This window comes from Ancylobacter sp. TS-1, assembly GCF_009223885.1.
Lineage (GTDB): Bacteria > Pseudomonadota > Alphaproteobacteria > Rhizobiales > Xanthobacteraceae > Ancylobacter.
This window is the reverse complement of the sequence record NZ_CP045144.1, coordinates 1,576,887-1,592,377: the sequence shown is the minus strand read 5'-3', so window position 1 is coordinate 1,592,377 and position 15,491 is coordinate 1,576,887. Positions and strand designations below refer to the sequence as shown.

The window sequence follows — 15,491 nt, the reverse complement described above, 5'->3', positions numbered from 1 at the left end:
CGATCCGGGAGGGCGCTTCGCGCCGATTCCGGAACAAGGCGTGGAGGACCGGGCCTGTCCTCGCCATGACGCGGCCTCCTCACGCCGTGATCCGTTTCCCTCGTCATCCCGGACGGCCGGCACGGCCGAGCCGGGATCGCTCGCGGAACGGGGAGCGATCCCGGCTCTCGCTGCGCTCGGCCGGGATGACGGGGCGGGAGGGGACGGCGGTACCGCGCAAACAAAAACCCCGCCTTGCGGCGGGGCTTGAGTTGGGGAGGCGGGTGTCGCGCCTCACCGCTCGGGTTCGGGTTCGGGTTCGGGTTCAGCCCTCAGGCCGAGATACGCTGTTCGTGCTCACCCATCTCGCGCAGCACATAGCCGCGGCCCCACACCGTCTCGATGAAGTTGTGGCCTTCGGAGGCGTTGGCGAGCTTCTTGCGCAGCTTGCAGATGAAGACGTCGATGATCTTCAGTTCCGGCTCGTCCATGCCGCCATAGAGATGATTGAGGAACATCTCCTTGGTGAGCGTGGTGCCCTTGCGCAGGGAGAGCAGCTCCAGCATCTGGTATTCCTTGCCGGTGAGGTGCACCCGGTTGCCGGCGACCTCGACCGTCTTGGTGTCCAGATTGACCACCAGGTCGCCCGTGGTGATGACCGACTGGGCGTGGCCCTTGGAGCGGCGCACGATGGCGTGGATGCGGGCGACCAGTTCGTCCTTGTGGAACGGCTTGGTGAGATAGTCGTCGGCGCCGAAGCCGAGACCCTTCACCTTGTCCTCGATGCCGGCGAGGCCGGACAGGATGAGGATCGGCGTTTTCACCTTGGCGACGCGCAGACCCTTGAGGACGTCGTAGCCCGACATGTCCGGCAGGTTCAGGTCGAGCAGGATGATGTCGTAGTCGTAGAGCTTGCCGAGATCGACGCCTTCCTCGCCCAGATCGGTCGTGTAGACGTTGAAGTTCTCGGACTTGAGCATCAACTCGATGCTCTGCGCGGTCGCGCGGTCGTCCTCGATGAGCAAGACGCGCATGCCAATCCCCTTCCCTCGCCATGGCCCCGGGGGGTTGAGCGCTCAACCGGACACTTCCAGACTGAACGCGACCCCACCCCGCGCCCGGCCCGACTCACCGATTCGTTACTTCTTGCAATAGGGGTAACAAACTCAGATTCCTGAGCACAAGCGGGGACTGAAATTTTCTTCGAGTCTTGCCGCAAGAGATTGTTCAGAAACCCGAATCTGGCGACCCGAGGCTTGAAGTCGAACCTTAGAAAACCAGCCTAAGTGAGTCAGCCGACTCCGCTTTCGCGAAACCTGCCGTCTTCACCGGACGTTGCCGCGATCATTAACGAGGCCGGTAAACAAATCGTTTCCAAGCGGCGGATCGCGCACGCATTCCCGGTCGTGGACTACCTTTTCCGCCGAAAGAGTAAGGAAGCGGCAATATCTCTCGGCCAAGATGCCCCCTGCCGCCGCGTAATGGTGGCTCGAACCGGCCGGTGTCTGCGCCGATGCGGCGCGCAGCGGTCGGCCGATGCAGCGGAGTAAGCCGGCCATGAAGTCGCTCGACACCCTCATCCGCCTCAAACGCTTCCAGGCGGAGGAAAAGCGCCGTCACTTCGTCCAGATCGAGACGATGATCGCGGATTTCGACCGCATCTCGCGCGACCTGGACCGCGAGATCGACGTCGAGGAAAAGCGCACCGGCATCACCGACACGCAGCATTTCGCCTATTCGACCTATGCCCGCGCCGCCGCGACCCGCCGCGACAATCTGCGCCGCTCGGCCGACGAGCTGAAGGGCCAGCAGGAAGAGGCGCGCCTCGCCTATGAGGAGGCGCTGGACGAACTCAAGAAGGTCGAGGCGCTGGGCGAGCGCGAGCGCGCCGAGGCGCCCGTGGAAGTGCCGCCGCGCAACATTGCCGGCCGCGCCCGGGCCGCGCTCGGCGCCTGATCCGTCTTTCCGAACCTATCCGATGAGCGGCGCGTGCGGCCCGGCCTCGCGCGCCAGCAGCCCGGCGAGGCGCGGGTCGTCCGCGACCTCGATGGCGCGCGCATAGGCCCTGAAGCCGGCCTTGCCGTAGAAGCCGACCGCGCCCTGATGATCGAGCGTGCAGGTGTGCACGTGGACCCGCCGGGGCCGCGCGGCCCAGGCCAGCGCCAGCACGCGGTTCATCATGAAGCGCCCGGCGCCCGACCCGACCAGTTCCGGCACCAGGCCGAGGAAGGCGAGTTCCACCTCGCCGGCCACGCGGAAGTCCAGCTCCGCCAGGCCGACCTCCTCGCCGCCGCGCCTGAGCACCAGCACCGACACCTGCGGATCGGTCAGGATCGCCGCCAGCTCGGCATCGGCGAGCCGCAGGCGCGAGAACCACAGCCAGTTCTCGCCGATGCGTCGGAACAGGGCCCGGTACCAGTCCACGCCGGGCGCCGCCACCGGCTCGAGCGTCAGCCCGCCGGTGTCGCGCTCGGGCAGCGGCGCGGGCGGCGCGGTCATCTCCATCAGCGTGACCACAGCCGCGATCTTGCCGGGTGGCAGCGCGGTGTAGCCGTCGAGGTTGAGCGGGGTGGAGGCGGGGGCGGTCGTCTCGGTCATGATAGGATGGATCGCTGTCTGGCCGTCCCGGGCGGGCGGCGGCCCTTTCTAGCGCCGGGGGCCGCTCCTGCCTATGCCGCCCCGCGCCTCCCGCACTTTTGGGCGGTTGCGGGGTTCACAGACCGGATTTTTCAGATATCTTCTGGCCAATTACATTTAATACATCGAACGAGAGTGATTTATGACCGTCGCCGTCACCATCGATCAGGTCGGCAAGAGCTTCGGCAGCGGCGCGCCGGCGCTCTCCAACGTGTCGCTCGAGGTCAAGCCGAGCGAGCTGGTGGCGCTGCTCGGGCCGTCCGGTTCCGGCAAGACCACGCTGCTGCGCATCGTCGCCGGGCTGGAGCAGCCGAGCCATGGCCGCGTGCTGTTCGACGAGCACGACGCGTTGTCGGTTCCGGTGCGCCGTCGCGGCATCGGCTTCGTGTTCCAGAACTACGCCCTGTTCCGCCACATGACGGTCAGCGAGAACATCGCCTTCGGCCTGCGCTCGCGCCCGCGCGCCGAGCGGCCCTCGGAGGCGGAGATCAACAAGCGGGTGTCGGACCTGCTGTCACTCGTCCAGCTTGAGAGCTTCGGCGGGCGTTTCCCGGCGCAGCTTTCCGGCGGCCAGCGCCAGCGCGTGGCACTGGCCCGGGCGCTGGCGATAGAGCCCAAGGTGCTTCTTCTCGACGAGCCGTTCGGCGCGCTCGACGCGCTGGTGCGCAAGGAACTGCGCAAATGGCTGCGCGAGCTGCACGACCGCACCGGCCACACAACGCTGTTCGTGACCCACGACCAGGAAGAGGCGCTCGAACTCGCCGACCGCGTGGTGGTGATGGGCAAGGGCAAGATTGAGCAGGTTGGCACGCCGGATGACGTCTATGACCGCCCGGAGACGGCGGCGGTGTTCGGCTTCATGGGCGAATCGAGCCGCATCGAGGTCGAGTTGAAGGACGGGCTCGCCTTTGCCGGCAGCACGCCTATCGCGGCGGCGACGCAGCCGGTGCCGGACGGGCCGGGCCTCGTCTATGTGCGCCCGCACGATGTCTCGCTCGGCCTGCCGGGCACGCCGGGGCTGAAGGGCCGGGTGCGCGGCTTCCGCCGCCACGGCGCCATCCGCCGCGTCGAGATCGAGGTGGGCACCGCGCTGTTCGAGGCGGATATCGCCCCCACGGTGCGGGTGCCGATCGGCGAGGCGGTCGCCGTGCGGCTCGACCGCGCCCGGCTCTTCGCCAATGGCGGGCCCGGTATCGACTGCCGCGCCCCGGCGGCGCAGCAGACCGGCGAATACGCGATCTGATCGCGGCGCGGCGCGTCTCAGCGCCGCTCCAGCCGCCAGACCGCCTCGGCCACCGGCGTTACCCCGCGCAGCCCTTCCTTCACCTCGTGCCGGCCGAGGCAGGCGACCCGGTAGGCGGCGCCGTAATGGCGGCGCAACTCGGCCTCCGGCACCGCGAAGGGCGGACCCATGACGAGCGCCTGATCGTACTCGAAGGTGACGATGAGCTGCGGGGCGGCGTGGGTGAGATGCACCAGATGGCCGGCATAGCGCTCGCGCAGCGGCTCGGGCAGCGCGACCAGCGCCGCGCGGTCGTACACCGCGTCCACCTCGCCGAGACGGTGGCGGTCGAGATCGAACACATTGCCGGCGAAGACGGTGAGCCGGTCGGTCTCGAAGCGCCGCAGCGTACCTTCGTCGGTGATGACAGGGGTCACGCCGAGTTCGGAGAAGAGCTGCTCCACGGCGAGTTCGCTCAGTTCGACGCCGACCACCTCGTGCCCCTGCGCCAGCAGCCAGCCGATGTCGCGCGTCTTGCCGCAGAGCGGCAGCAGCAGCCGCGCGTCGGAACCGAGGCCGAGCGCCGGGAAATGGCGCAGCAGCAGCGGGTTGGCGTCTGCCCGGTGGAAGGCGATCTCATTGTTGCGCCATTTGCGGTGCCAGAACTGCTCGTCCATCGCCTCTCGTCCTGCGTTCTTTTTGCGTGGTGGTCCATCGCTGCCGCGAGGCCGGGGCGCCGTCAATCCGGCGGGGTGCGGCGGATGAAGGCGCCGAAGGCGCGCGGGCCGTCGGCGACCGGAATCTCGGCGATGACCTTCAGGGTCTTCACGTCGATCACGCCGAGCGTGTTGCCCTCCCAGTTCGCCACATAGACGAGGGCGCCGCTGCGGCTCGCCGCGATGCCCTCGGGATAGTCGCCGACCGGGATGGTCCCGATCCGCTCCAGGCGCGCAAGGTCGAACACGCTCACCGTAGAGTCGTACTGGTCCGTGACGAAGGCGCGACCGTCCGCCAGTGCCACCGCATAGGGCCGCTGGCCGACCTTCACCGTGCCGACGACCCGCCGGGCGGCGAGGTCGATGACGGTGACGTCGTTAGAGGCGACATTGGCGGTGTAGGCACGCCCTCCCTGCGCGTCGATGGTGACGCCGAAGGGGCGGGCGCCGACCTTGATCGAGGCGATGCGGGTGAGGGTGCGTGTATCGACGAGGCTCACCGCATCGGAATCGCGGTCGGCGGAGACCAGCAGTGCGCCGTCCGGCGTCACCGCGAGGCCGGACGGCGACTCGCCGACGCGCACCTCGCCCGCAATGGCGCCGGTGTCCGCATCCACCGCGACGATGCGCGCGCCGTACCAGTCCGCCACATAGGCCGGGCTGCCGGATGGGTGCACCGCCACGCCAAGCGGGCCGCCGCCCACCTCGACGCGGCGCCGGACGCTGCGGCTCGCCGTATCGACGATGCTCAGCGCCTTGCCGTCCGGCGAGGTGACGAAGGCCCGCCGCCCGTCCGGCGACACCGCGATGCCGGCCGGCTTGCCGGGGATCGGCAGGGTGGCGACAACCTTGAGCGTGTCGAGGTCGACGACGGAGAGCATCTCCGCCGGCTGCGAGGTCACGAAGGCCTCGTCCGCCCGCGCGGGCGGGGTGGCGATGAGCATCGCGGTCGCCGCCAGCACGGCGCAAAGCCCTCTCCCTGAGGGAGAGGGGTGGGTGAGGGGTTCCGCACCCTCCGTGGAGGCTCGCCCAACCGGCGAGCGTCCTTCCCCCTCACCCCAACCCTCTCCCCAGTGGGGAGAGGGAGCGGAGGTCGCCGTGCACCCCTCGCCGTCATCCCGGACGGCCACAGGCCGGTCCGGGATCGTTTGCCAATCGGAGAGCGATCCCGGCTCTCGCTGACGCTCGGCCGGGATGACACCTTCAGAGGAACGCACGAGACGGAGCATCCCGCTCAGCCGTCACGGCTCAGCTGCCGCCCTCGATCTGCTTCTTCATCGATTCCAGCCCGGCCTTATAGAGCCCGGTCACGGCGTTCACCGCGGCCTCGTCGTTCAGCTCCGGCGGGGGATCGTTGTTGGGGTAGCCGCGATAGAAGGCGCCGCGCCACTCGACCTTGGACTTGGCGCCGCCGTCCTCGGGCGTCACCACCAGCCAGGACGAATAGTTCGTCACCGGCAGGACCTTCACGTCGACCTGGGTGATCCGGTACATGAGGGTCATCTTGTCCGGCTCGACCTTGGCGAGTTCCTCGTCCACCGTCGCGTCGTTCTTGAGCGTCAGCGTGCGCTTGGCGCCGGCCTCGTTGCCGCCGGTGCCCTCGGTCTTGGCGACCACCGGGATCCAGCCGCCGTCCTGGAAGTTGGAGACCACGCCCCAGACCTTCGCCGGCGGCGCGTTGATCACGATGCTCTCGGAGACCTTCTGGCGGGTCGGGCCATGCGCCGAGGCGGTGCCGATTGCAGCCAGCATCGAAGTGGCGGCCAGTGCCACCGTAAACAGTTCAATCTTCATCGTTTCCATCCCGGAACTAGGGTCATTCCGGACTTTTAGCGTCCGTTGCGCACCAGTTTAGGGAGGGATTCGGCGTTCGTGAACTCTTTTGAGTGTGGAAAAATTCCCGGTCCCAATTCTTATCGTATTCTAAGAGAATTCTTTGAGAATCCTAAGAAAGGCGGATCCGAACGCCTCCAGCTTGGCGGCGCCGACGCCCTTGACGCCGGCAAGTTCCGCACGCGTGCGCGGGTGCTCGACCGCCATTTCCTCCAGCGTCTTGTCGGCGAACACGACATAGGCGGGCACGTTGCGCTCGGCGGCGAGCTCGCGGCGCAGCGCCTTGAGCTTGCCGAGCAGCGCCGCCTCGGCGGGGGCGAGCTCGGCTCCGCCTTCCGAGCGGGCGAAGCGCTCGCGCCGGCGCTTGGCCGGGGCGCGCAGGGTGACGGCGCGGGTGCCTGCGAGCACCGCGAGGCCGGTCTCGGTCAGGATGAGCGCGCCGAAGCGCTCGGGGTCGGCGTGCAGCGCATTGGTGGCGACGAGCTGGCGCAGCAAGGCGCGCCATTCGGTCGCCGGCTTGTCGGCGCCGGCGCCGAATTCGGCCAGCCGGTCATGGCCGCGCGCGCAGAGCGGGTCGGTGCGCTGGCCGGTGACGACGCTGGCGATGTAGGCGGCGCCGTAGCGCTCGCCGGTGGCGCGCACGATGCGCAAGGCGAGCTGGGCCTCGCGGCTGGCGTCCACCACCTGAGGCGGATCCCGGCAGACGTCGCAGGCGCCGCAGGCCCGCGCCCGCTCGCCGAAATAGCCAAGCAGCACCGCGCGCCTGCAGGTGACGGCCTCGCAGAAGCCGACCATGGCGTCGAGCCGGCGGGCCTCCACCATCTTGCGCTCGGGCGGGGAGGGCTCCTCGTCGAGGAAGCGGCGGCGGGTGGCGATGTCGCCGGCCGAATAGAGCAGCAGCGCCTCGGCCGGCTGGCCGTCGCGGCCGGCGCGGCCGATCTCCTGGTAATAGGCTTCCAGCGTGCCCGGCGCGTCGGCGTGCAGCACGTAGCGCACGTCGGACTTGTCGATGCCCATGCCGAAGGCGACGGTGGCGACCATCACCACACCGTCCTCGGCGAGGAACACTTCCTGATTGGCGGCGCGCATCTCGGGCGTCAGGCCGGCATGGTAGGGCAAGGCGCGGATGCCGGCGGCGGAGAGGCGCTCGGCGGTCTCCTCCACCTTCTTGCGCGAGATGCGGTAGATGATGCCCGACAGCCCGTCGCGGGCGCGCACGAAGCTCTCGATCTGTCGCGCCGGATCCTTCTTGTCCTCGACGCCGATGAAGATGTTGGGCCGGTCGAAGCCGGAGACGAACACCCGCGCCTGCCCGCCGAACAGGCGCTCGACGATGTCGTCGCGCGTGGCGCGGTCGGCGGTGGCGGTGAGGGCGACCAGCGGGATGCCCGGGAACATCTCGCGCAGCTTGCCGAGTTCGAGATATTCGGCGCGGAAGGAGTGTCCCCATTGCGAGATACAGTGCGCCTCGTCCACCGCCACGAGGCCGAGCGGCAGGCGGGCGAGGGCGGCGAGCATGCGCCCGGTCATCAGCCGCTCGGGCGCGAGATAGAGCAGGCGCACCTCGCCGGCCGCGACGCGGCGCCAGATGGCGACGTTCTCCTCGCGCGACTTGGCCGAGTGGATCGCCTCGGCGGCGACGCCCTGCAGCTTGAGGGCGTTCACCTGGTCGTCCATCAGCGCGATCAGCGGCGAGACGACGACGGAGAGACCGCCCAGCACCAGCGCGGGAAGCTGGTAGCACAGCGACTTGCCCGCGCCGGTGGGCATGACGGCAAGGGTGGGAACGCCCGCGAGCACCGAATCCACCACGTCCTGCTGGCCGGGACGGAAGCGGTCGAAGCCGAACACTTCGGCCAGACGCGCCCGCTTCGCCTCCTCCACGGGAGGCGGCAGGATGCCGTGCGACGAGGTGACTAGCGCGTTCATGCGGCAGGCGTGATCCGGTTGATGGCGCGGGAGCCGCGCGCACGGGGTCTTGATGGCGGGCGCGCGGGCGGAAATGGTGGAACCGCGCGGCCGCCGGATTCGGAACGTCGCGGAAGCGCCCCGATAGAGAATCACTTCCGATGACCCTCGAACTTACCCTCGGTTTAACGCTGGCGGCGCTGCTGTTCGAGGCCGCTCTCGGATATCCCGGGATTCTGCTCGAGCGCGCGGGGCATCCGGTGATGTGGATCGGCCGGCTGATTGCCGCGCTGGACCGCAATTTCAACCTCGACAGCGACACGCCCGGCCAGCGCCGCCTCGCCGGCGTGGTGTCGCTGATCCTCATCGTCGGGGTGAGCGGGGCGGCCGGGCTGGCGGCGCAGAAATTCCTCGTGATGCTGCCGCTTGGCTTCTTCTACGCGGCGTTCGTGGGCTCCACGCTGTTCGCCCAGCGCAGCCTGCACCAGTATGTCGGGCTGGTGGCGGACGGGCTCGACGAGAGCCTGGAGGCCGGGCGCCGGGCGGTGTCGCACATCGTCGGGCGCGACCCGGAGGCGCTCGACGAGGCCGGGGTGGCGCGTGCCGCCATCGAGAGCCTCGCCGAGAACTTCTCCGACGGCGTGGTGGCGCCGGCGCTGTGGATGGCGGTCGGCGGGTTGGCCGGCGGGGCGGTCTACAAGGCGGTGAACACCGCCGACAGCATGATCGGCCATCGCGACGCCCGCCACGGCGATTTCGGCTGGGCCTCGGCGCGCTTCGACGACCTGATCAACCTGCCGGCCTCGCGGCTTTCGGGAATGCTCATCGTGGCGGGGGCGTTCTTCGTGGCCGATGCCTCGCCGCTGCGGGCCTGGGCGGCGATGCGGCGCGACGCCGCCCGCCACCGCTCGCCCAATGCCGGATGGCCGGAGGCGGCGCTGGCCGGGGCGCTCGGCATCGCCATTGCCGGGCCGCGTTATTACGGCGGCAAGCTCTCGGTCGACGGCATCATGGGCGAGGGCGGGCGGCGCGAATGCACTGCCGACGACATCCGCCGGGCGCTCCGGCTCTACCGCGCCGCCGACGGGGTGCTGGTGACGACCGTGGCCGTGCTCGCCTTCGCCGCGCTGAGCTGGTGAGGGGCGCTTAGCCCCGTCGCGCGATTTCCAGCAGGCGGTCGAGGTCGATATGGTGGGAAAGGTGTTCGGCGAGCGCGTCCAGCGTCGCCTCTACTCCAGCCTCATAGTCGATGCCGGCCGGGGCGGCGCCGAGCGCTTCCAGCCAGCGCCCGCGCTGGCGGTCGTCGGCGAACAGGCCGTGGGCATAGGTGCCGATAACGCGCCCGTCCGGTGAGAGGGCGCCTTCCGGCCCTTCGCCGTCGAGTTGAGCGAAGGGGCGGGCGCGGCCGGGGCCCTCTGTCACGCCCATATGCATCTCGTAGCCGGCAAACGGCGCGCCGCCGGCCGTGCCGGTGACGGCCACCAGCCGCTTTTCGGCCGACAGCACTGTGTCGACGTCGAGCAGTCCGAGGCCGGGGACGATGCCGGGCGGGCCCTCGACGCCCTCGGGGTCGGCCAGCGTGCGGCCCAGCATCTGGTAGCCGCCGCACAGGCCGAGCACCCGGCCGCCGCGCCTGACATGGGCGAGCAGGTCGATGTCCCAGCCCTCGCGGCGGAAATCGGCGAGGTCTGGGATGGTCGATTTTGAGCCGGGCAGGACGATGAGCGCGGCATCGGCCGGCAGCGGCGTGCCGGCGCGCACGCGCACCACCTCGACGCCCGGCTCGGCGTCGAGCGGGTCGAGATCGTCGAAATTGGCGATGCGCGGCAGGATCGGCACGGCGATCTTCACCTTGGCGCCGGGCTTGGCTGCACGGGCGGTGTCGAGGGCGAGCGCGTCCTCGGCCGGCAGGCGGCGGGCGTCCGGGAAGAAGGGGACGAGGCCGAGCGCCTCCCAGCCGGTGCGGGTGGCGATTTCCGCCATGCCGGAGGCGAAGAGGGCAGGGTCGCCCCGGAAGCGGTTGACGAGGAAGCCGGCGATCATCGCCGCATCCTCGGGCGGCAGCACGGCTTTCGTGCCGACGAGGCTGGCGATGACGCCGCCACGGTCGATGTCGCCGATCAGGATGACGGGTACATTGGCCGCGCGGGAAAAACCCATATTGGCGATGTCGTTGGCGCGCAGATTGATCTCCGATGCCGAGCCGGCGCCCTCGACCAGCACGAGGTCGGCCTCGGCGCACAGATGCGCGTAGCTTCCCAGCACGGCTTCCATGAGGGCGGGCTTCAGCTTCTGGTAGTCGGCGGCCTTCGCATTGCCGCGCGCGCGGCCCTGCACCACCACCTGCGCGCCGATCTCGCTCTGCGGCTTCAGCAGAACCGGATTCATGTGGACGGAAGGTGGAACGCGCGCCGCGCGGGCCTGAAGCGCCTGCGCGCGGCCGATCTCGCCGCCATCGGGGGTGACGGCGGCGTTGTTCGACATGTTCTGCGGCTTGAAGGGGCGGACCCTGAGCCCGCGATTGGCGAAGGCACGGGCGAGGCCGGCGACGATCAGCGACTTGCCGACATCGGAGCCGGTGCCCTGGAACATGAGGGCGAGCGTCATCGCCAGCCCCCGGCGTTTCGCTTTGCCGACGTCATGGCCGGGCCGGGCCCGGCCATCCACGTCTTCGGCGCCGTCAGCCGTGGTGATGGCCCTGGCGCGAGCCGTAGTCGCGGCCTTCCAGATAGTCCACGCGGCGTTCGAGGTTGGCCTCGCGCACCATGCCGGGGATCAGGAACAGGTCCACGATCTGGCCGATGCCGAGCAGGCCGACGGTCAGCAGCCACAGCGCGCCGGTCCAGTAGCGGCCGGTGTAGAAGCGATGGATGCCGCAAATGCCGATCAGGCCGAAGAGCCAGAACAGATAGGCGACGGGCGTCGAACGCATCGAGGCGTTTCTCCATGAAAGCGTTGCGCCGCATCATCCGGCGTCCTGTTCCAAATAGGGCTTGCAGGGCAAATTATAAGATCCGTCGTAGGATCAACTTTCAAATGGTATTATATTGACTTTGATCTGAAAATGTGCTAAGGGCTCCGGTCAGTACAGATTCGAGGCGGAGCCTCGAATCTGTACTGACCGGACGGCGTCGAGCTAAAACTTTGATTTTAAACAGTATTTTCCTGTTCGTCAATTTCTTGCGTGGGTTCATTTGGCGTCTCGTCGATGCATTAATCGTAGAGACAATTATACGACAATTTTTCAGCTAAGAATATGAAAATAAAAGATAATCCTAGAACTCGATGCCCTTCTGCGCCTTCACCCCGGCTTTGAAGTGGTGCTTCACGAGGCCCATCTCGGTGACGAGATCGGCGGCCTCGATCAGCGCCGGCTTGGCGTTGCGGCCGGTGACGACGACGTGCAGCCCCTCCCGCCGCGCGGCGAGGGCGGCGACCACCTCGTCGAGGGGCAGGTAGTCATAGCGCAGGGCGATGTTCATCTCGTCGAGGATGACCAGCCCGAAGGCGGGGTTATCCATCATCTCCCGCGCCTTCTCCCACGCCCGCCGTGCGGCGGCGACGTCGCGGGCGAGGTCCTGCGTCTCCCAGGTGAAGCCCTCGCCCATGGAATGCCATTCCACGCGCTCGCCGAAGCTCTCCAGCGCGGCGCGCTCGCCCGACTGCCAGGCGCCCTTGATGAACTGGACGACGCCGACCCTGCCGCCGTGCCCCAGTACCCGCAGGGCGAGGCCGAAGGCGGCGGTCGACTTGCCCTTGCCGGGGCCGGTGTGGACGATGAGCAGGCCCTTCTCGACGGTCTTTTCCGCGACTTCCGCGTCCTGCACCGCCTTGCGCTTTTCCATCTTGGCGCGGTGGCGAGCGGCCTCCTCCGGAGTGATGTCGCGCATGGTTCCACCTTATCCTTTCACCCGCATGGGCAGGCCGGCGACCATGAAGACCACGGCATCGGCGCGGGCGGCGATCATCTGGTTGAGCCGGCCCTGCGCATCGCGGAAGCGGCGGGCCAGCGCGTTGTCCGGCACGATGGACAGGCCGACCTCGCTGGAGACGGCGACCGTCGGTCCGTCGCGGGAGGCGAGGGCTTCGGCCAGCGCGGCGGATTCCGCCGTCACATCGGCGTCCGCCAGCATGCGGTTGGTGAGCCAGAGGGTGAGGCAGTCGACCAGCACCGGCCGGCCCGGCGGCAGGGCGACCAGCGCGCCGGCGAGGTCGTGCGGCGCGTCGAGCGTCTGCCAGCCTTCGCCCCGGCGGGAGCGGTGGAGCGCGATGCGCTCCACCATCTCGTCGTCCCAGGCCTGCGCCGTCGCGAGATAGCTCCACGGCGGCGCCAGCCGCTCGACGAGTTGCTCGGCATGGGCGCTCTTGCCCGAGCGGGCGCCGCCGAGGACGAGGGTGAGGCTCATGCCTCAGCCCGCCATGCGGGCCAGTCGCGGCCGCAGCCAGCCGGCCAGGCCGCCGAGCAGGACCCAGAACACGAAGCTGACCGCGACGCTCGCCACCACGAAGCTGTGGTGAAGGGCTTCCGGGATCGGGCTCTCATGGCTCTCGGGCTGCGGCGCGCCGATCACGTGCGGGGCGAGGATCAGCGCCACGCCGAGCACGGCGAGCAGGGGCGAGCGGCCGAAGGCGAGCAGCGCGAGGCCGCCCGCCGTCGCCGCCACCGTGCCGACCCACCAGACCTGCCGGGCGGCGAGGTCGGCGGCGGGCATGGCCGGTAGTTCCGGCGGCAGGCCGAGCCCCGGCGCCACGGTGAAGGCGGCGAAGCCGGCGAGGCCCCACAGCAGGCCCTGATGCCAGCCCTTGAGCCCGCCCGTGACCTCGCTCGCCGCGATCAGCAGCAGGCCGAAGCCGAAGCCGGTGAGCACGGTGAAGATCACGGTGAGGCCGTTGCGCTCGATGCCGTCGGCGGGGCCCCATTCCTCCTCGTCATGGGAATGGGCGGCGGCGCCGGGCGCGTGCTCGTGCGCCTCCGCCGTGACGGCGGGGGCGGCTTCCCCACCCGCATTCTCGAAGGTCTCGGCCTGCAGGATCAGCGGCACGGTGGTGAACAGATGAAGGGCGGAAACCACCAGCCCGGTACCGATGCCGGCGAGCGCGGCGACAAACAGAATCGTCCTGAAAAGCGACATGATGCGTTCTCCCCCGGCGCGTCAGTGGCAGGGGAAGGCGTTGGCGTGGCGCACATCGTGCGTCGCATTGTGCACGGCGCTGATGTGGGAGAAGCCCACCCCGCCGAGCACGAAGACGCCGAGCAGGGCGGCGAAGGTGATCTGGACGGCGCGGGAGGCCAGCGAGGTGTGCAGCGAATCGTGGGAGGCAGCCGCGTCGCGGCTGTGCGGGGTCGTCATGTCAGCTCCTTTGGCCCTCCACCCGAGGGCCGTTGCGGTTCTGTCGACGGCCGGTCTCCTGGCTCGCGGGTCACGGCCCTTGTCTCCGCCTTCCCGGCTGACGCCAGTGGCCGATGGAGGAGGGCTCGCCGCTCACAGTTGCGGGGGCAGCCGCGGATTCGGCGGTGTCCTTCCGAGGAAGGTTTCCGCCCCACCGCGTTCCCGTCTTGCGTCCCGTGCGCATCACGGGAACCGACGACAACGGCGAGTATAGCCGGCAATCGCCGTGCGGCAATCGCGGGGCGGCCGGCATTTGACATTCCCCCGGCGCGCTCCTTTAGTGGCCGCGACCATCGGTTTCCTCCCCCGGGAGGGACGAAGAGGGAATGCGGTGAGGAGCGCCCGGCGCTCCAATTCCGCGGCTGCCCCCGCAACTGTGAGCGGCGAGCCTGCGCCGAAAGCCACTGGAGAGCCTCTCCGGGAAGGCGGCGACGAGGCGGCGACCCGCGAGCCAGGAGACCTGCCGAAGGTTCGGTCGTGTATGCCGGCGGGGTGCCCGGCAGTCAGGCAGAGCCACGGGACCGTTCCCGGCGGCTTCGCGCGGAAAGTCCTTCCGCGACCGATGCATCCCGCGATTTCGACCGTTCTCGTGGAGATGCCGCATGTCCGACGCCCGCCCCGCCTCGCCGACCTCCCTCGACCGGGTGCCGTGCACCATCGTCACCGGCTTCCTCGGCTCGGGAAAGACGACGCTGATCCGCCATGTGCTGGAGAATGCGCGGGGCAAGCGCCTCGCCGTCATCGTCAACGAGTTCGGCGATGTCGGCATTGACGGCGAGATACTGAAGGGCTGTGGCATCGACACCTGCCCGGAGGAGAACATCGTCGAACTCGCCAATGGCTGCATCTGCTGCACGGTGGCGGACGATTTCGTTCCCGCGCTCGACGCCATCCTCGCCCTCGAGCCGAAGGTCGACCACATCCTCATCGAGACCTCCGGCCTCGCGCTGCCGAAGCCGCTGGTGCAGGCCTTCCACTGGCCGGCGATCAAGAGCCGGGTGACGGTGGACGGCGTGGTGGCGGTGGTCGACGGCGAGGCGCTCGCCGCCGGCCGCGTGGCGCACGACCATGACGCGCTGGCCGCCCAGCGCGCGAGCGATGTCGTGCTCGACCATGACGACCCGATCGAGGAGGTGTTCGACGACCAGATCGCCTGCGCCGATCTCGTCATTCTCACCAAGGGCGACCTGATCGATGCCGAGGGGCAGGTCCGCGCCCGCGCCGCGCTCGATGGCGAGTTGCCGAAGGGCGTGCGCGTGGTCAGCGTCACCGAAGGGCGGATCGACCCGGCGATCCTGATGGGGCTCGGGGTCGGCACCGAGGACGACATCGAGAACCGCCGGACCCATCACGACGACGAGCTCGACCACGACCATGACGACTTCGACAGCTTCGTCGTCGAGGTGCCCGAGATCGCCGATCCCGAGGAATTCGCGGCGCGGGTGGCGCGGGCGGCGCAGGAGGCCGACGTGCTGCGGGTGAAGGGGTTTCTTTCCGTCGCCGGCAAGCCGCTGCGCCTTCTCGTGCAGGCGGTGGGGCCGCGCGTGGCGCATCATTTCGACCGCCCGTGGGGCGCCGGCCCGCGCACGGGCCGCCTCGTCGCCATCGGGCTGAAGGGGCTCGACCGGGCCAAGGTGGAAGCGATCCTCGCCGGCGAGAGCGTGCCGGCGTGAGGGCCGTCGTCATGGGTCGTCATCCCGGAACGGCCGCAGGCCGTATCCGGGATCGCGGAGCGCTTTCCTTGCGCGCGATCCCGGCTCTGCGCTTCGCTGCGGCCGGGATGACGGCCTGAGGAGAAGGGCGGCC

At 69.3% G+C, this 15,491-nt stretch carries 17 protein-coding genes and 2 riboswitches; of the genes, 4 read left to right on the top strand and 13 right to left on the bottom strand.

The genetic code is table 11. The features are described from left to right. Nucleotides 1-311 precede the first annotated feature (311 nt). Together ctrA and GBB76_RS07655 are read right to left on the bottom strand one after the other, a co-directional pair. Nucleotides 312-1,013, bottom strand: coding sequence for a response regulator transcription factor CtrA (gene ctrA, locus GBB76_RS07660; protein WP_152302757.1), 702 nt, complete (start codon nucleotides 1,011-1,013; stop codon nucleotides 312-314). A gap of 291 nt (nucleotides 1,014-1,304) precedes the next feature. Further along, nucleotides 1,305-1,538 carry a hypothetical protein gene (locus GBB76_RS07655; protein WP_152302756.1) on the bottom strand — a complete coding sequence of 78 codons (234 nt, stop codon included), beginning with the start codon at nucleotides 1,536-1,538 and terminating at the stop codon, nucleotides 1,305-1,307. Between GBB76_RS07655 and GBB76_RS07650 the strand changes: the two genes are divergently transcribed. Further along, nucleotides 1,537-1,935, top strand: coding sequence for a flagellar export protein FliJ (locus GBB76_RS07650; protein ID WP_152302755.1), 399 nt, complete (start codon nucleotides 1,537-1,539; stop codon nucleotides 1,933-1,935). The genes GBB76_RS07655 and GBB76_RS07650 overlap by 2 nt on opposite strands. Nucleotides 1,936-1,950: 15 nt before the next feature. On the opposite strand, the gene GBB76_RS07645 is transcribed toward GBB76_RS07650, so the two are convergent. Further along, nucleotides 1,951-2,577, bottom strand: coding sequence for a GNAT family N-acetyltransferase (locus GBB76_RS07645; RefSeq protein WP_152302754.1), 627 nt, complete (start codon nucleotides 2,575-2,577; stop codon nucleotides 1,951-1,953). A 181-nt stretch (nucleotides 2,578-2,758) separates the two neighbouring features. On the opposite strand from GBB76_RS07645, the gene GBB76_RS07640 reads away from it, so the two are divergent. Further along, on the top strand, nucleotides 2,759-3,859 hold the full coding sequence (locus GBB76_RS07640; protein WP_152302753.1) for a sulfate/molybdate ABC transporter ATP-binding protein: 1,101 nt from the start codon (nucleotides 2,759-2,761) through the stop codon (nucleotides 3,857-3,859). A 17-nt stretch (nucleotides 3,860-3,876) separates the two neighbouring features. On the opposite strand, the gene tmpT is transcribed toward GBB76_RS07640, so the two are convergent. From tmpT to recQ, 4 genes are all read right to left on the bottom strand, one after another. Beyond that, nucleotides 3,877-4,515: a thiopurine S-methyltransferase gene (gene tmpT, locus GBB76_RS07635; RefSeq protein WP_152302752.1), complete on the bottom strand. Its 639-nt coding sequence runs from the start codon at nucleotides 4,513-4,515 to the stop codon at nucleotides 3,877-3,879. A gap of 62 nt (nucleotides 4,516-4,577) precedes the next feature. Then, a complete protein-coding gene (locus GBB76_RS07630) occupies nucleotides 4,578-5,498 on the bottom strand; it encodes a YncE family protein (protein WP_152304787.1) in 921 nt (306 codons plus the stop codon). 304 nt (nucleotides 5,499-5,802) lie between these two features. Further along, a complete protein-coding gene (locus GBB76_RS07625) occupies nucleotides 5,803-6,348 on the bottom strand; it encodes an SRPBCC family protein (RefSeq protein ID WP_152302751.1) in 546 nt (181 codons plus the stop codon). Nucleotides 6,349-6,477: 129 nt separating this feature from the next. Continuing rightward, a complete protein-coding gene (gene recQ, locus GBB76_RS07620; RefSeq protein ID WP_152302750.1) occupies nucleotides 6,478-8,316 on the bottom strand; it encodes a DNA helicase RecQ in 1,839 nt (612 codons plus the stop codon). A gap of 140 nt (nucleotides 8,317-8,456) precedes the next feature. On the opposite strand from recQ, the gene cbiB reads away from it, so the two are divergent. After that, nucleotides 8,457-9,434, top strand: a complete 978-nt coding sequence (gene cbiB, locus GBB76_RS07615; protein ID WP_152302749.1) for an adenosylcobinamide-phosphate synthase CbiB — start codon at nucleotides 8,457-8,459, stop codon at nucleotides 9,432-9,434. Between the two features lie 7 nt (nucleotides 9,435-9,441). On the opposite strand, the gene GBB76_RS07610 is transcribed toward cbiB, so the two are convergent. The 6 genes from GBB76_RS07610 to GBB76_RS07585 form a co-directional block, all read right to left on the bottom strand. Then, the gene (locus GBB76_RS07610) at nucleotides 9,442-10,902 is read right to left on the bottom strand and encodes a cobyric acid synthase (protein WP_246669072.1); all 1,461 of its coding nucleotides are present in this window, start codon (nucleotides 10,900-10,902) and stop codon (nucleotides 9,442-9,444) included. A gap of 73 nt (nucleotides 10,903-10,975) precedes the next feature. Then, nucleotides 10,976-11,227 carry an NINE protein gene (locus GBB76_RS07605; RefSeq protein ID WP_152302748.1) on the bottom strand — a complete coding sequence of 84 codons (252 nt, stop codon included), beginning with the start codon at nucleotides 11,225-11,227 and terminating at the stop codon, nucleotides 10,976-10,978. Nucleotides 11,228-11,570: 343 nt separating this feature from the next. Further along, nucleotides 11,571-12,185 carry a cob(I)yrinic acid a,c-diamide adenosyltransferase gene (cobO, locus tag GBB76_RS07600; RefSeq protein ID WP_152302747.1) on the bottom strand — a complete coding sequence of 205 codons (615 nt, stop codon included), beginning with the start codon at nucleotides 12,183-12,185 and terminating at the stop codon, nucleotides 11,571-11,573. 9 nt (nucleotides 12,186-12,194) lie between these two features. Then, complete coding sequence (cobU, locus tag GBB76_RS07595; RefSeq protein ID WP_152302746.1) at nucleotides 12,195-12,701, bottom strand: bifunctional adenosylcobinamide kinase/adenosylcobinamide-phosphate guanylyltransferase; 507 nt, start codon at nucleotides 12,699-12,701, stop codon at nucleotides 12,195-12,197. A 3-nt stretch (nucleotides 12,702-12,704) separates the two neighbouring features. Beyond that, nucleotides 12,705-13,427, bottom strand: a complete 723-nt coding sequence (locus GBB76_RS07590) for a CbtA family protein (RefSeq protein ID WP_152302745.1) — start codon at nucleotides 13,425-13,427, stop codon at nucleotides 12,705-12,707. 21 nt (nucleotides 13,428-13,448) lie between these two features. Then, nucleotides 13,449-13,646, bottom strand: coding sequence for a CbtB domain-containing protein (locus GBB76_RS07585; RefSeq protein ID WP_152302744.1), 198 nt, complete (start codon nucleotides 13,644-13,646; stop codon nucleotides 13,449-13,451). Nucleotides 13,647-13,676: 30 nt separating this feature from the next. Next, a riboswitch (cobalamin riboswitch) is annotated at nucleotides 13,677-13,897 on the bottom strand. A gap of 65 nt (nucleotides 13,898-13,962) precedes the next feature. Further along, a riboswitch (cobalamin riboswitch) is annotated at nucleotides 13,963-14,168 on the top strand. A gap of 119 nt (nucleotides 14,169-14,287) precedes the next feature. Here GBB76_RS07585 and cobW point away from each other — a divergent pair. After that, entirely contained in the window at nucleotides 14,288-15,358 is a 1,071-nt protein-coding gene (cobW, locus tag GBB76_RS07580; protein WP_152302743.1) for a cobalamin biosynthesis protein CobW, read from the top strand. Nucleotides 15,359-15,491 lie beyond the last annotated feature (133 nt).

Bases quoted from the DNA above. Each gene is read 5' to 3' on its own strand.
- GBB76_RS07585 (WP_152302744.1), bottom strand. From the start codon at position 13,646: ATGACGACCCCGCACAGCCGCGACGCGGCTGCCTCCCACGATTCGCTG.
- ctrA (WP_152302757.1), bottom strand. From the start codon at position 1,013: ATGCGCGTCTTGCTCATCGAGGACGACCGCGCGACCGCGCAGAGCATC.
- cbiB (WP_152302749.1), top strand. From the start codon at position 8,457: ATGACCCTCGAACTTACCCTCGGTTTAACGCTGGCGGCGCTGCTGTTC.
- GBB76_RS07655 (WP_152302756.1), bottom strand. From the start codon at position 1,538: ATGGCCGGCTTACTCCGCTGCATCGGCCGACCGCTGCGCGCCGCATCG.
- GBB76_RS07630 (WP_152304787.1), bottom strand. From the start codon at position 5,498: ATGCTCATCGCCACCCCGCCCGCGCGGGCGGACGAGGCCTTCGTGACC.
- recQ (WP_152302750.1), bottom strand. From the start codon at position 8,316: ATGAACGCGCTAGTCACCTCGTCGCACGGCATCCTGCCGCCTCCCGTG.
- tmpT (WP_152302752.1), bottom strand. From the start codon at position 4,515: ATGGACGAGCAGTTCTGGCACCGCAAATGGCGCAACAATGAGATCGCC.
- GBB76_RS07590 (WP_152302745.1), bottom strand. From the start codon at position 13,427: ATGTCGCTTTTCAGGACGATTCTGTTTGTCGCCGCGCTCGCCGGCATC.
- cobW (WP_152302743.1), top strand. From the start codon at position 14,288: ATGTCCGACGCCCGCCCCGCCTCGCCGACCTCCCTCGACCGGGTGCCG.
- cobU (WP_152302746.1), bottom strand. From the start codon at position 12,701: ATGAGCCTCACCCTCGTCCTCGGCGGCGCCCGCTCGGGCAAGAGCGCC.
- GBB76_RS07605 (WP_152302748.1), bottom strand. From the start codon at position 11,227: ATGCGTTCGACGCCCGTCGCCTATCTGTTCTGGCTCTTCGGCCTGATC.
- GBB76_RS07610 (WP_246669072.1), bottom strand. From the start codon at position 10,902: ATGACGCTCGCCCTCATGTTCCAGGGCACCGGCTCCGATGTCGGCAAG.
- cobO (WP_152302747.1), bottom strand. From the start codon at position 12,185: ATGCGCGACATCACTCCGGAGGAGGCCGCTCGCCACCGCGCCAAGATG.
- GBB76_RS07625 (WP_152302751.1), bottom strand. From the start codon at position 6,348: ATGAAGATTGAACTGTTTACGGTGGCACTGGCCGCCACTTCGATGCTG.
- GBB76_RS07640 (WP_152302753.1), top strand. From the start codon at position 2,759: ATGACCGTCGCCGTCACCATCGATCAGGTCGGCAAGAGCTTCGGCAGC.
- GBB76_RS07650 (WP_152302755.1), top strand. From the start codon at position 1,537: ATGAAGTCGCTCGACACCCTCATCCGCCTCAAACGCTTCCAGGCGGAG.
- GBB76_RS07645 (WP_152302754.1), bottom strand. From the start codon at position 2,577: ATGACCGAGACGACCGCCCCCGCCTCCACCCCGCTCAACCTCGACGGC.